The organism is Streptomyces albus subsp. albus (assembly GCF_000719865.1).
Classification (GTDB): Bacteria; Actinomycetota; Actinomycetes; order Streptomycetales; family Streptomycetaceae; genus Streptomyces; species Streptomyces albus_E.
In genome coordinates this window covers 54,969-67,562 of record NZ_JOID01000007.1, presented here as the reverse complement: position 1 = coordinate 67,562, position 12,594 = coordinate 54,969, and the positions used below count along the sequence as shown (strand labels likewise).

The window sequence follows — 12,594 nt, the reverse complement described above, 5'->3', positions numbered from 1 at the left end:
CGGGCCACCGGCCGGTTCCGCTGTGTGCGCGGGGCCCGCGGGCGATGCCGTGCGCCGCCCGCCGGGGCGGGTCAGGCGAGGGCGAGGAAAAGCTTCTCCAGTTCCTGCTCGCTCATCGGGGGAGTGTCCTCGTCGGCCGCCGCCATGCACTGCCGCATACCGCTGGCCACGATCTTGAATCCGGCCCGGTCCAGCGCGCGGGACACGGCGGCGAGCTGGGTCACGACATCCTTGCAGTCACGCCCGGCCTCGATCATGGCGATCACGCCCGCCAGCTGTCCCTGGGCCCGGCGCAGACGGTTCAGCACCGCGCCGACAGCTTCCTCGTCCACCTGCATTCGGACGCCTCCTTCATACCGGTCGTTCATGGTACCCGGGCGGTTACGGGCCCGGGCGTGCTGTCCGGCTGCCGGACGGCGGCACCCGGGCGGGGCGGGCGAGGGCGGTGACGTCCGGTGAACCGGTGCCGGCTTTCCGCCGCCGCTCCCGATGGCGTACCGTGGCCGCCCCGCATACCCCATTGGGTATGGGGAACGCGTCCCGGTGCCGGAACATTCCCCGGCCCGCCGCGGGCGGCCCCGGCGGGGTGTGCGGGGCCGGCCGGCCGGTGCTCCGTACCCCGGGCCGGCGGGCGCCGCCCATCCGGGCGGAGGGCTCGCGGCAGGGTCCGCCCGCGTCCCGGGAAATACGGCCGGGGGTATAGGGTGTTGTGCCAGGCATACCCCCCTAGGTATCCAAACCCCAGCCCCCACCCCCACATGCACGTCGAGGCAACAGGAGGAGCGCATGTACTTCGTCGAGACTCTGGCCCTGGAAGGTCTGGGCAACCGCAGCTACCTGGCCGGCGGCCGGACCGCCGCGGTGGCCGTGGACCCGCCCCGCGACATCGACCAGGTTCTCGCAGCGGCCACCCGCCGCGGAGTGCGCATCACCCACGTCGTGGAGACCCACATCCACAACGACTACGTGACCGGCGGCCTGCAGCTCGCCCGCCTCACCGGAGCCCGCTACCTGGTGCCGGCCGGCGCGAACGTCTCGTTCTCCCGCGTCCCGGTCGCCGACGGCGACACCGCCGAGCTGGAGGAGGGCGTCGTCGTACGGGCGGTCGCCACCCCCGGCCACACCCCGCACCACACCTCCTACGTCCTGGAGGACGGCGGAGTGCCGGTGGCCGCGTTCACCGGCGGCTCCCTGCTGATCGGCACCGTCGGCCGCCCCGACCTCGTCGAGCCCCGGCTCACCGAGGAGCTGGCCCGCGCGCAGCACGCCTCCGCGCACCGGCTGGCCGAGCTCCCCGACGAGGTGACGGTCCTGCCCACCCACGGGTTCGGCAGCTTCTGCTCCTCCTCGCAGGCCGAGGGCGAGTCCACCACCATCGGCCGCGAGAAGACCGGCAACGACGCCCTGACCAAGGACGTCGACACCTTCGTCGCCGACATGCTGGCCGGCCTCGACGCCGTCCCCGCCTACTACACGCACATGGGCCCGGCCAACGCCGAGGGCCCGGGTCCGGTCGACCTGACCGAGCCGCGCCGGGCCGACGCCGCCGAGATCGCGGCACGCCTGGCCGCCGGCGAGTGGGTCGTGGACCTGCGCAACCGCGTCGCCTTCGCCGAGGGCCACGTCGCCGGCGCGTTCAACTTCGAGCTCGAAGGGCAGCTGGCCACCTACCTGGCCTGGCTGATCCCGTGGGGCAAGCCGGTGACCCTGCTCGCCGAGACCCCCGAGCAGATCACCGCCGCCCAGCGCGAGCTGGTCCGGGTCGGCATCGAGCGCCCGGCCGCCGCCGCCACCGGCTCCCCCGCGGAGTGGGTGGACGACCCGGAGGCGCTGCGCTCCTTCCGCCGCTCCGACTTCGCCACCCTGGCCAAGGAGATCGAGCGCGGCGCGGAGACGGTCGTCCTGGACGTCCGGCGCGACTCCGAGCGGGCCGGCGCCCAGATCCGCGGCTCCGTGCACATCCCCATCCACGAACTGCACGGCCGGCTCGGCGAGATACCGGAGGGCACGGTGTGGGTGCACTGCGCCGGCGGTATGCGCGCGGGGATCGCCGCGTCGATGCTGGACGCGATGGGCCGCGAGGTCGTGGCCGTGGACGACGGCTTCGACAACGCCCGCGAAGAGGGCCTGGTCGAGAACGGCTGACCTCTCCGCGCCGGAGACCGGTGGCCCGCGACCGGCCGAGGACACGGTCGCGGGCCGCCGCCCGTCCCCGCCACCTCTTGTGTTCTTCTGTTCCCTTGTTCCCTCCGTTGTGTTGTTCCGCTGTTCCGTCGTCTCGCGCAGTCATCCGGAGAACCCCATGAGCCTTCCGCACCGCCCCCGTACCCCCGAGATCACCGTGGCCGAGGCCGACGAACGCGCCCGGTACGGCGACGCCGTCCTGCTCGACGTCCGGGAGACCTCCGAGTTCACGGCCGGGCACGCCCCGGACGCCGTCTTCCTGCCGCTGAGCGCGCTGGCCGCCGGAGCGGAGCTGCCGGCCGAGGCGCAGGGCCGCCCGGTGCTGGCCATCTGCCGTTCGGGCAACCGCTCCCGGCAGGTGACCGAGGCTCTGAACGCCCGGGGCATCGACACCGTCAACGTCGCGGGCGGCATGCAGGCCTGGGAGCAGGCGGGACTGCCCGTCCGCACCGAGGACGGCGGCCCCGGCCAGGTCCTCTGACAGCCCGCCTCCGCGACGCACGCGATCGCCCCGGCCGCCAGGCCGGGGCGATCGCGTTGCCGGGACGTGTCGCCGGGAGGCCCGGCGAGGCGGGGACGGGCGACGGAGGCGCGGCCCCGGGCGCGGGACGAGAGGACCGGAAAGGGGAGCCGGCGGGGCCGAAGGGCGGACCGGAACACCGGGGGATGCCCCTGCGGGTATGGTGTGGGCCCGCCGGTCCCTCCCCGTACCGTCCACCGGACGGCCGGGAAACCGCCGCGCGCCCAGGCCGTACCCTGGCTGACCAGGTACGTGCCGCTGCCCGGCCCCCCAACCGGCGGTGCCGGACGGCCACCCCCGGCCGGACCGGCAGGCACTCCATCAGCCCCCGTCCCCGCACGCGTAAACGAGTAAGGACCCGGAACCCCATGAACTCGGCTCTGACCCCCCAGCAGCTGCGTCCCCGTCTGGACCATTTGACCGTCATAGACGTGCGCAGCCCCGGCGAGTACGCCGGCGGGCACATCCCCGGCGCCCTCAACATCCCGCTCGACCAGCTCCAGCGCGCCCTGCCCGACCTGCGGGCCGCGGCCGAGCGCGGCGAACTCGCCGTGGTCTGCGCCTCCGGCGCCCGCTCGCAGCAGGCGTGCGAGCAGCTCACCGCGGCCGGCGTCCCCGCCGCGACCCTCGTCGGCGGCACCAACGCCTGGGCCGAGCACGGACATCCGCTGAACCAGCCCGAGGGCGGCCGCCCGACCTGGGCGATGGACCGTCAGGTCCGGCTGGTGGCAGGCTCCCTGGTGCTGACCGGGCTGATCCTCGGCCTCTTCTTCCCCATGGCGCTGTGGCTCTCGGCCTTCGTCGCCGGCGGACTGGTCTTCTCCGCCCTCACCAACACCTGTGGCATGGCCGTCATGCTGAGCAAGCTGCCGTACAACCGGCCGCGCGGCGGGGCCGGACTGGACGCCACCCTGGCGGAACTCCGCCGCTGACGCCGCGGTGGCGCGGCGACAGAACGGTCCGTGAGCCACCGGTCCGCGAGCCGCCGGTCCGCACAGCGGGACGCCGCCCCGGGCCCGCGCCCGCCGCCAGGAGGCGGGGCGCGCCCGGGGCGGCGCCGTGTCCGGAGCCGGCCCGACCCCGTGATCCCGGCCGGCTCCGGAAGCGCGTCAGCCCTGCCCGTCCGGGGCCGGCGGCAGCACGTTGCTCCGGGCCACCCCGGCGTACCAGCGGGCACTGGACTTCGGGGTGCGCGTGCCGGTCGGGTAGTCCACGTACACCGCGCCGAACCGCTTGCTGTAGCCGTAGCCCCACTCGAAGTTGTCGAGCAGCGACCAGAGGAAGTAGCCGCGCACGTCCACGCCCGCCTCGATCGCCCGGTGCACGGCGTCCAGATGGCCGTGCAGATAGCCGATCCGGCCCGGGTCGCGCACCTCGCCGTCCGGGCCCGCGTAGTCGTCGAAGGCCGCGCCGTTCTCCGTGATCATCAACGGCAGCCCCGGGGCGTCCTCCCGGACCCGGAGCAGCAGGTCGTACAGCCCGCTCGGGTCGACGGCCCAGCCCATGGCCGTGGTGTCGCCGGGCGGCAGATGGAAGGCCACCCGGTCGCCGCCGGGCCAGGGGCTGTACGGGCTGGCGCCGTGCCCGTCCGAGCGGTGCGCCCCGGACCCGTCGGCGGCCGAGACGAGGGTCGGCGTGTAGTAGTTGACGCCCAGGAAGTCCAGCGGCTGCCGGATCGCGGCGGTGTCGCCGTCCCGGACGAACGACCAGTCCGTCAGATGCGCGGTGTCGGCCAGGGTGTCGGCCGGGTACGCGCCGTGCAGCATGGGCCCGGTGAACACCCGGTTGGCCACGCCGTCGATCCGGCGGACCGCGTCCGCGTCCTCCGCACTGTCCGTCAGCGGGCGCACGTGGTGCAGATTGAGGGTGACGGACACCTTCGTGCCGGCGGGCGTCCCCGCGCGCAGCGCCTGGACGGCCAGTCCGTGGCCGAGGTTGAGGTGGTGCGCCGCGCGCAGCGCCGCCACCTGGTCGGTGCGGCCCGGGGCGTGCACCCCGGAGCCGTAGCCCAGGAAGGCGCTGCACCAGGGCTCGTTGAGGGTGGTCCAGGTCCGGACCCGGTCGCCGAGCGCCTCGGCGGCCAGGGCGGCGTAGTCGGCGAAGCGGTGGGAGGTCTCCCGCTGCGGCCAGCCGCCGGCGTCCTCCAGATCCTGGGGGAGGTCCCAGTGGTAGAGGGTGGCGACCGGCTGGATGCCCTTCTCCAGCAGTTCGTCGGTGAGCCGGCGGTAGAAGTCCAGGCCCTTCTGCAGGGCCGGGCCGCGCCCGGTGGGCTGGACGCGCGGCCAGGAGATGGAGAACCGGTAGGCGCCCACGCCCAGATCGGCCATGGTCGCGACGTCCTCGCGCCAGCGGTGGTAGTGGTCGGTGGCGACGTCCCCGGTGTCGCCGTTGCGCACCTTGCCGGGCGTGCGGGAGAAGGTGTCCCAGATGGAGGGGGTGCGGCCGTCCAGGTCGGCGGCGCCCTCGATCTGGTAGGCGGCGGTCGCGGTTCCCCACAGGAAGCCGGGCGGGAAGGCGCGGCCGCCGGTGGACTCCGCGGCGTTGTCGGGCGTACGAGGGCTTGAGGACACGAGGGGTCCTTCCACGGTGCGGTGGTACGTAAGGGGGAGGGGGAGCAGGGCAGCCGGGGGAGACCGGACGGCCGCCCGGCGGGGGAGGAGGGGAGAGGGAGGAGGGAGCGGGGGCCGTCAGCCCTTGACCGCGCCCTGCATGATCCCGCCGACGATCTGGCGGCCGAAGACGATGAACATGAGCAGCAGCGGCAGGGTGCCGAGCAGCGCGCCGGCCATGATGACCGACTGGTCCCGCACATAGCCCGCGCTGAGCTGGGTCAGCGCGACCGGGATCGTGGGGTTGCTCATGTCCAGGGCGATGAACGGCCAGAAGAAGTCGTTCCAGGCGTGCACGAACGTGATCATGAAGATGACGGCCATCGCCGGGCGCGCCACGGGCAGCACGATGCTCCAGAAGATCCGCAGCGAGTGCGCGCCGTCGACCCGGCCGGCCTCGATGAGCTCGTCCGGCAGCGCCTCGCTGAGGTACTGCCGCATGAAGAACACACCGACCGCGCTGACCAGGGTCGGGAAGATGACGGCGGGCAGCTTCTGCCCCCAGCCCAGCTCACTCATCATCATGAACAGCGGGACGACGCCCAGTTGGGGCGGCACCATCATCGTGCCGATGACCAGGGTCATCAGGATGTTGCGGCCCTTGAAGCGCAGCTTGGCGAAGGCGAAGCCGGCCAGGGTGGCGAAGAGCACCGTGGACAGGGCGATCGTCCCGGCCACGATGGTGCTGTTGATCAGCGCCTGCCCCATCGCGGCGTCCTCCCAGGCCGCCGCCAGGTTCTTGAAGAGGTTCGGGCCCGGCAGGAAGGGCGGAGGGGTCTGGCTGACCCGGGTGTTGTCGGTCGAGGCCGCCACCATCGTCCAGTACAGCGGGAAGACGGAGAGCAGGGCGGCCACGATCAGCAGGGCGTAGGCGACCGGGCCGGCGTGGTGCTGGCGGCCCGCCCGGGGGCGCAGCCGCAGCCGGTTGCGGGCCGGGAACGGAGCGGAACTCGGCCGGGTCTTGCGGGGCTCGGCCCGGCCGGGGACGGTTTCGGTGGTCATGGCGGTTACCGCTCCCTGGTCAGGACGAGGACGAGGACAAGGACGACGAGGACGGCGAGGAGGGAGCCGGCGGGGCCGGCGAGCGCCGGGCCGGAGCCCGCCGGGACGCCATCAGCCGCTTGATCAGGCGCTGCGCCGCGAAGACCAGGATGAGCAGCAGGAACATGGTCCACGCGACCGTGGCCGCCCGCCCCATCTGGTAGTTCTTCCAGCCCTCCTCGTACAGCAGCAGCCCGAGGGTCTGGTACTGGTTGTTCACGCCGCCGGTGATGCCGTTCGGGCCCTGGCCGAAGATCAGCGGTTCACCGAAGAGCTGGGTGGAGCCGATGGTGGAGAGCACGATGGTGAAGACGATCGTGGGCCGGATGCCGGGGATGGTCACCGTGCGGAACTGCTGCCAGCGCGAGGCGCCGTCGATGGCCGCGGCCTCGTACCGGTCCTTGGGGATGGCCTGCATCGCCGCCAGGTACAGCAGGGCGTTGTAGCCGGTCCACCGCCAGATCACGATGGAGGAGATGGCGAACTGGGCGGGCCACTTCTGGCTCTCCCAGTCGACGTTGTCGAAGCCGAAGAGGCTCAGAAACCAGTTGATCATGCCGAAGTCGCGCTCGAAGAGCATGGTGAAGACCAGCGCGGCGGCACCGACGGAGGTCGCGTACGGGGTGAGGGCCGCCACCCGGAAGAAGGCCGAGCCCCGCATCCGGTAGTTCAGCAGATGGGCCAGGCCCAGGGCCATCAGCAGCTGCGGGACGGCGGAGATGACGCCGATGGTGACGGTGTTGGCGACCGCGTTCCAGAACCGCTGGTCCTGCAGCAGCTCCGTGTAGTTCTGCAGCCCCTGCCACACCATCACGTCCATGGTGGCGAGCTCCACGTCGTGGAGGGAGATCCAGGACGTGTACAGCAGCGGATAGAAGCTGAAGGCCGCGAAGATCACGAAGAACGGCGCGATGAACGTGTAGGGCGCGGCTCCCACGTCCAGCCGGTGGAAGAGGTTGCGCCGGCGCTGCCGGGTGTCCTTCGAGCCGCCGGAGCCGGGCCCTCCGGGGGCGTCGGCCGGGGCGTCCTGCGGCCCGTCGGCCGGGGGTACCGAGGTGGAGGTGGCCACGGAGGGCTTCCTTCCGTCAAGTCGTGGGAGAGCGGGCGGAGCCCGGTGGCCGCCGCCGCGGGCGGGCGGCCACCGGGCGTCACGGGTGGGTCAGCCGACGGCCTTCTCGATGCGCTCGTCGGTGGTCTTCCGCGCCTCGGAGGGGCTCTTGCCCTGCTCGATCAGCTGGAGGCCCTGGGAGAAGATGTCCTTGATGGTGCCGTCCTTGCGGCCCAGGACCTGCTCCTCGGGGATGTCCTTGGCGGCGGCGCCGAAGATCTCACCGATCGGCGCGTCGTTGAAGTACTCCGACTTGGCCCCGGAGACCGCCGGGTCCTTCAGCGCCTCCTCGGAGGACGGGAAGTTGCCCAGCTCCTTGAAGAGGTACGCCTGCTGCTCCGGCGCGGTCAGCCAGGCGACCAGCTTCTTGGCCTCCTCCTTCACCGGGCTCTTCTCCATGACGCCGAGGAAGGAGCCGCCCCAGTTGGCGCCCTGTGGAGCCTTGGCCACGTCCCACTTGCCCTTGTTCTCCGGGCCGGCCTTCTCGCTGATGTGGGCGAGCATCCAGGCCGGGCAGACGGTGGTGGCGAAGGTGCTGTTCGCCAGTCCCGGGTCCCAGCCGGGCTGGAACTGCCGCAGCTTGGCGGTGAGTCCGGCCGTCGCGGTCTCCGAGGCCAGGTCCCAGGCCTCCTGGACGGCGGGGTTCGTCTTGTGGATCAGCTCGCCGCTCTTGTCGTAGAACTGCTCGGAGTTTCCGTAGATCATGGCGTTGAAAAGACCCGAGGCGCTGTCCAGGTAGGCGGCCTTGTCGTTCTTCAGGCCCTTCTTGAACTTCTTGCCGGTCTCGACGTACTCGGACCAGTCGTTCTCCCAGAGCTTGGCCACCTCCTCGCGGTCGCCCGGCAGGCCGGCCTTCTCGAAGAGGTCCTTGCGGTAGCAGACGGCCATGGGGCCGATGTCCGTGCCCAGGCCGATGATCTTGTCCTTGGGGGTGGTCACCTGGCTGAGCTTCCAGGGGAGGAAGTGGTCGACGCCCTTCACGTCCGACAGGTCCGCGAACTTGTCGGCCTGGGTGTCGACGAGCTCCTTGGCCCGGCCGATCTCGATGCCCTGGATGTCCTTCAGCCCGCTCCCGGCCGCGAGACGGGTCTGCAGTGCCGTGTAGTAGGTCTGCTCGTCGCCGGCCACGTCGGCCTCGATGACGACGTCCGGGTTCTCCTTCATGTAGCGCTTCAGGAGCTCGGTCTCCTTGAAGCCCATGACGCCGAACAGCCCCATAGTGATCTTGGTCTTGCCGTCCGCCGTCTTCCCGCTCTCGCCGTCCCCGCCTCCGCAGCCCGCGACGAGCGCGAGGGAGAGAGCGGCCGAGACGGCGGCTACGACTCTTGTACCAACTGCCTTGCGGACACTGCCCATGACGTCCTCCTAGTGGCGGCGCCGGTGCGCCGGAGCCTTGGCTCTTCGAGGCTGTCCCACCAAGCTGGGCTAGGGTGGGACCGTTCCCATCGCCGGGTGGGAACGATCCCACCGGGGTTGCTGATGACTGTGTGACCGAAATCCGATGGCGTCAAGAAGAGAAGTCGCCTCCGTTACGAGAACGTGTCCGAGCCCCCGGCGGCCGGTCGGCGGGCGGGCCGCCGTCTGGCACAATGCGCTGCTTAGGTGCCGTCCGCGGCGCCGCGCAGGAGAAGAGAGGCGGGAGCCCATGGGCGCCAGTCAACGGCCAACTATTAAAACCGTGGCCGCGCGAGCCGGAGTCGGCCGCACCACGGTCTCCCGCGTTCTCAACGGTTCGCCCCTGGTCAGTGACGCGGCCAAGGCTGCCGTCGAGGCCGCGATCAGCGAACTCAACTACGTCCCCAACTCGGTGGCCCGGAGCCTCGTCACGAGCCGCGCCGACTCCATCGCGCTGGTGATCCCCGAGTCCGAGAGCCGCCTCGGCTCCGAACCGTACTTCTCCGCCGTCATCCGCGGGGTGAGCACCGGACTGGCCGAAAGCCAGATCCAGTTGCTTCTCGTCCTCGTCCGCGACCAGCGGGAACTGGACCAGTTCACCCGCTTCCTGGCCGCCCGCCGCGTCGACGGCGTGCTGCTCGTCTCCGTCCACCGCGACGACCCGCTGCCCGGCCTGCTGGAGGAGATGGGCCTGCCGACCGTCCTCGCCGGCCGCCGGTCACCGGACGAGGCCCTGCCGCACGTCCACTCCGACAACCTCGGCGGCGCCGCCGAGGCGGTGCGCCACCTGCTGGAGCGCGGACGCACCAGGATCGCCACCATCAGCGGCCCCCTCGACATGGATGTCGGCCACAGCCGGCTGCAGGGCTGGCGCGACGAACTGCGGCGCGGCGGCCCGGAACCCGACGAGAGCATGGCCGAGCCCGCCGACTTCACCGAGGAGGGCGGCCGCGCCGCGATCCGCGCCCTGCTGGAACGCCACCCCGACCTCGACGCGGTCTTCGCCGCCTCGGACGTGATGGCGGCCGGCGCCCTGGCCGAACTGCGCAAGCGGGGGCGGCGGGTGCCGGAGGACGTGGCGGTGGTCGGCTTCGACGACTCGATCATCGCCCGCCACACCGACCCGCCGCTGACCACGGTCCGCCAGCCCGTCGAGGAACTGGGCCGCAGGATAACGGAGTTGCTGCTCAAGGAGATCGACGAGCCGGGGAGCGCGGAGCACTCCCAGGTCCTTCCCACCTCCCTCGTCGTCCGCGACTCCAGCTGACTCCCGGCACCTCTTGGAGGGGCCGGGGAGCGGCCGCATCCCCGGCTCGCACCGCCGGCGGTCCCCGGCGGCCGGGACGGTCCCGGAGCGGGCAAGGGGGCGTCCCGCCGGTCTGTGCGCATGCCGCCCGCCGTCCGTCCCGCCGGAGCCGTTCCGGCGGAGCCATGTCCTCCTCGCGCTCCCGTTGTTAGCCTCGCCGCGTCACGTCACGGGCACGTCTCGCGAAGGAGAAGAGACCCATGCGGAGAAAACGCGTCCCGGGCTTAACGGCGGCCGTCACCACGGCCCTCGCCCTCACCCTGCCGATCCTCCCGGCCGGACCGGCCGCGGCCGCCTCCCCGGCCGCCGCGCCCGGATCCTCGCTGACCCTCACCATCGTCCCGGACCGGCTGTCCGGCCCGCGCAGCACCGTCACCCTGGAGTGCGACCCGCCAGGTGGCACGCACCCCGATCCCAAGGCGGCCTGCGCGGTGCTGGAAGCGGCGGGCGGGTACTTCGAGCGGATCGAACCCGGCTCCGGGGGCTGCACGGGGCTCTGGGATCCGGTGACGGTTCGCGCCGACGGCAACTGGGGCGCCCGCAAGGTCCTCTTCGAGGAGCGGTACTCCAACCGCGGCTGTGCGGCGGCCGCCACGAACGGCGTCTTCCGGTTCTGACGCCCGGGCTCACCCCGCCGCGCACCAGGGTCCGCGGCGCCTCCGGACCTCGGAACGGCCGGATGCCCCGGCCCCCCTCCGGCCCCGTCCGCACCGGGATCGCACCGGATCGCACGGTAATGAGCCCCGCACCTCCCGCCCGGGGGCCCGCTGGCGCATACTGGAGGCAATGTCAAAGTCAGCCGGATACCGGCGCCACCTGCCCTCCAGCCCCTTCAACGTCCCGGTCGTGCCGCCGCCCGAGCAGTTCGCGGTGGGAAACCGGGTCACTCACGACGAGCACGGCCTCGGCCGGGTCATCGGCGTCGAGGACGAGACCGCGGTCCTGGTGGACTTCGGCGGCCTTCGCGCGCGCGTCAAGAGTCCCTTCAGCAAGATGACCAAGCTCTGAGGCGCCGGCCGCCCGTCGCCCGGCCCGCGAGCGGCCGGCCCCGCGGGCGCGCCGGCCACCTCGTGAGGCTTCCGGTACGGCCCGGCCACCCCGTGGCCCCCGTACCGGAGGCCCCACACGGCGGCGCCCGCGACCGGGCGGCCGCCCCCCACCGGTGCCCCTGGCGGCGCCGGCCGGCCGATACGGCCGCCCTTCCCCTGAACCGGAGACCTCCCATCCACCACACGACCTCGCTCTTCTCCGCTGTCGAAGCGGAGCGGACCACCACGGCGGAGACCCCCGGGCCCCCGGCCACGAACCCCTTCCTGACTCCCGTCTTCGACGAGACGATCCGCGGAGCGGAGGACGACTTCGGGGACGCCCCGGACCGGTAGGCGCGCGGCGCCCCGCCCGGACGCCCGCCCGTCCCCCGCATGAGCCGGCCGGGGGACGGCCGCCGGGCGGCTGCCGGTGGCCGGTGGCAGGCTGAGTCCACGGACATGGACGGACGGCCCGCCGAAAGGAACCCCGTGATCACCACTGACTTCGTCACCGGCTCCCCCTGCTGGATCGATCTCGGCGCGCCCGACCTCGACGCCGCGGCCGCCTTCTACGGCGCCGTCTTCGACTGGGAGTTCCGGCCCGCCGGCCCGGAAGCCGGGGGCTACGGAGTCTTCCGCCGGGACGGCAAGGTGGTGGCCGCGGCCGGCCGGCTCACCGAGGAGGGCGCCCGCCCCGCCTGGACGGTCTACTTCCTCACCCCCGACGCGGACGCCGCGGCCCAGGCCGCCGAGCGGGCCGGCGGCACGGTGCGGGTGCCCCCGTCCGACATGGGCGGTGAGGGCCGGATGGCCCAGCTCACCGACCCGCTCGGGGGAGAATTCGCCATCTGGCAGCCCGGGACGGAGCCGGGCCTGGAGTCGGTGGACGCGCCCGGAGCCCTGTGCTGGGTCGAGCTTTACACCACCGACTCCTCCGCCGCCCAGGAGTTCTACCGCGGTCTCCTCGGCTGGGAGACGCAGGACATGGACATGCCCGGTGGCGGGGGCGGCTCCTACACCCTCGTCACCCCCGGGGGCCTGGGCCAGGAGCGGATGCACGGCGGGATCATGGAGCTCCCGGCGGAACAGCTGAAGCCGACCGGCGGACGCCCCTACTGGCACCCCGTGTTCGCGGTCGAGGACTGCGACGCCACGGTCGCGAAGGTCTCCGGGAACGGCGGCACGGTACCGATGGGTCCGGAGACCGCCGAGGGCGTCGGCCGGATGGCCGTGTGCGCCGACCCCTTCGGGGCGGACTTCGTGGTGCTCAAGCCCTCCCCTTCCGGCAGCTGACGCCAGGGCCGGGCGCACCGCCGGCCGGCATCCGGAGAACACCGAACCCGGGTCACGGTGTCCGCGCCCGGCCGCCGCGCCCCGAAGGGGCGGAGCCCCCGGAGCGCGTT

The 12,594-nt window shown here is 72.8% G+C and carries 13 protein-coding genes; 8 read left to right on the top strand and 5 right to left on the bottom strand.

Going from position 1 to position 12,594, the window contains the following annotated elements; all coding sequences use genetic code 11:
* Window positions 1-71: 71 nt before the first annotated feature.
* Entirely contained in the window at window positions 72-338 is a 267-nt protein-coding gene (locus tag IF83_RS0108000; protein ID WP_019707948.1) for a metal-sensitive transcriptional regulator, read from the bottom strand.
* Window positions 339-786: 448 nt separating this feature from the next.
* Between IF83_RS0108000 and IF83_RS0107995 the strand changes: the two genes are divergently transcribed.
* From IF83_RS0107995 to IF83_RS0107985, 3 genes are all read left to right on the top strand, one after another.
* Complete coding sequence (locus IF83_RS0107995; protein ID WP_030543364.1) at window positions 787-2,145, top strand: MBL fold metallo-hydrolase; 1,359 nt, start codon at window positions 787-789, stop codon at window positions 2,143-2,145.
* Between the two features lie 157 nt (window positions 2,146-2,302).
* Window positions 2,303-2,665, top strand: coding sequence for a rhodanese-like domain-containing protein (locus IF83_RS0107990; protein ID WP_030543363.1), 363 nt, complete (start codon window positions 2,303-2,305; stop codon window positions 2,663-2,665).
* A gap of 407 nt (window positions 2,666-3,072) precedes the next feature.
* Complete coding sequence (locus IF83_RS0107985; protein ID WP_030543362.1) at window positions 3,073-3,636, top strand: rhodanese-like domain-containing protein; 564 nt, start codon at window positions 3,073-3,075, stop codon at window positions 3,634-3,636.
* A 177-nt stretch (window positions 3,637-3,813) separates the two neighbouring features.
* Here IF83_RS0107985 and IF83_RS0107980 read toward each other — a convergent pair whose 3' ends face one another.
* The 4 genes from IF83_RS0107980 to IF83_RS0107965 all read right to left on the bottom strand — a co-directional run bounded on the left by IF83_RS0107980 (window position 3,814) and on the right by IF83_RS0107965 (window position 8,818).
* Window positions 3,814-5,274 carry a GH1 family beta-glucosidase gene (locus IF83_RS0107980; RefSeq protein ID WP_030543361.1) on the bottom strand — a complete coding sequence of 487 codons (1,461 nt, stop codon included), beginning with the start codon at window positions 5,272-5,274 and terminating at the stop codon, window positions 3,814-3,816.
* Window positions 5,275-5,391: 117 nt separating this feature from the next.
* Window positions 5,392-6,315 (bottom strand): carbohydrate ABC transporter permease, encoded by a 924-nt coding sequence (locus IF83_RS0107975; protein WP_030543360.1) that lies wholly within the window; start codon window positions 6,313-6,315, stop codon window positions 5,392-5,394.
* A gap of 19 nt (window positions 6,316-6,334) precedes the next feature.
* A complete protein-coding gene (locus tag IF83_RS0107970; protein ID WP_051722567.1) occupies window positions 6,335-7,423 on the bottom strand; it encodes a carbohydrate ABC transporter permease in 1,089 nt (362 codons plus the stop codon).
* 90 nt (window positions 7,424-7,513) lie between these two features.
* The gene (locus tag IF83_RS0107965) at window positions 7,514-8,818 is read right to left on the bottom strand and encodes an ABC transporter substrate-binding protein (protein WP_030543358.1); all 1,305 of its coding nucleotides are present in this window, start codon (window positions 8,816-8,818) and stop codon (window positions 7,514-7,516) included.
* A gap of 289 nt (window positions 8,819-9,107) precedes the next feature.
* On the opposite strand from IF83_RS0107965, the gene IF83_RS0107960 reads away from it, so the two are divergent.
* The 5 genes from IF83_RS0107960 (at window position 9,108) to IF83_RS0107940 (ending at window position 12,484) form a co-directional block, all read left to right on the top strand.
* Window positions 9,108-10,124 (top strand): LacI family DNA-binding transcriptional regulator, encoded by a 1,017-nt coding sequence (locus tag IF83_RS0107960; protein ID WP_030543357.1) that lies wholly within the window; start codon window positions 9,108-9,110, stop codon window positions 10,122-10,124.
* A gap of 239 nt (window positions 10,125-10,363) precedes the next feature.
* Window positions 10,364-10,780 (top strand): SSI family serine proteinase inhibitor, encoded by a 417-nt coding sequence (locus tag IF83_RS31115; protein WP_051722566.1) that lies wholly within the window; start codon window positions 10,364-10,366, stop codon window positions 10,778-10,780.
* A 169-nt stretch (window positions 10,781-10,949) separates the two neighbouring features.
* On the top strand, window positions 10,950-11,171 hold the full coding sequence (locus IF83_RS0107950) for a hypothetical protein (protein WP_030543355.1): 222 nt from the start codon (window positions 10,950-10,952) through the stop codon (window positions 11,169-11,171).
* Between the two features lie 92 nt (window positions 11,172-11,263).
* Window positions 11,264-11,545: a hypothetical protein gene (locus IF83_RS0107945; protein ID WP_030543354.1), complete on the top strand. Its 282-nt coding sequence runs from the start codon at window positions 11,264-11,266 to the stop codon at window positions 11,543-11,545.
* Between the two features lie 135 nt (window positions 11,546-11,680).
* Window positions 11,681-12,484 (top strand): VOC family protein, encoded by an 804-nt coding sequence (locus IF83_RS0107940; protein ID WP_030543353.1) that lies wholly within the window; start codon window positions 11,681-11,683, stop codon window positions 12,482-12,484.
* Window positions 12,485-12,594: the final 110 nt, after the last annotated feature.

Bases quoted from the DNA above. Each gene is read 5' to 3' on its own strand.
- IF83_RS31115 (WP_051722566.1), top strand. From the start codon at position 10,364: ATGCGGAGAAAACGCGTCCCGGGCTTAACGGCGGCCGTCACCACGGCC.
- IF83_RS0108000 (WP_019707948.1), bottom strand. From the start codon at position 338: ATGCAGGTGGACGAGGAAGCTGTCGGCGCGGTGCTGAACCGTCTGCGC.
- IF83_RS0107965 (WP_030543358.1), bottom strand. From the start codon at position 8,818: ATGGGCAGTGTCCGCAAGGCAGTTGGTACAAGAGTCGTAGCCGCCGTC.
- IF83_RS0107950 (WP_030543355.1), top strand. From the start codon at position 10,950: ATGTCAAAGTCAGCCGGATACCGGCGCCACCTGCCCTCCAGCCCCTTC.
- IF83_RS0107960 (WP_030543357.1), top strand. From the start codon at position 9,108: ATGGGCGCCAGTCAACGGCCAACTATTAAAACCGTGGCCGCGCGAGCC.
- IF83_RS0107985 (WP_030543362.1), top strand. From the start codon at position 3,073: ATGAACTCGGCTCTGACCCCCCAGCAGCTGCGTCCCCGTCTGGACCAT.
- IF83_RS0107990 (WP_030543363.1), top strand. From the start codon at position 2,303: ATGAGCCTTCCGCACCGCCCCCGTACCCCCGAGATCACCGTGGCCGAG.
- IF83_RS0107995 (WP_030543364.1), top strand. From the start codon at position 787: ATGTACTTCGTCGAGACTCTGGCCCTGGAAGGTCTGGGCAACCGCAGC.
- IF83_RS0107975 (WP_030543360.1), bottom strand. From the start codon at position 6,315: ATGACCACCGAAACCGTCCCCGGCCGGGCCGAGCCCCGCAAGACCCGG.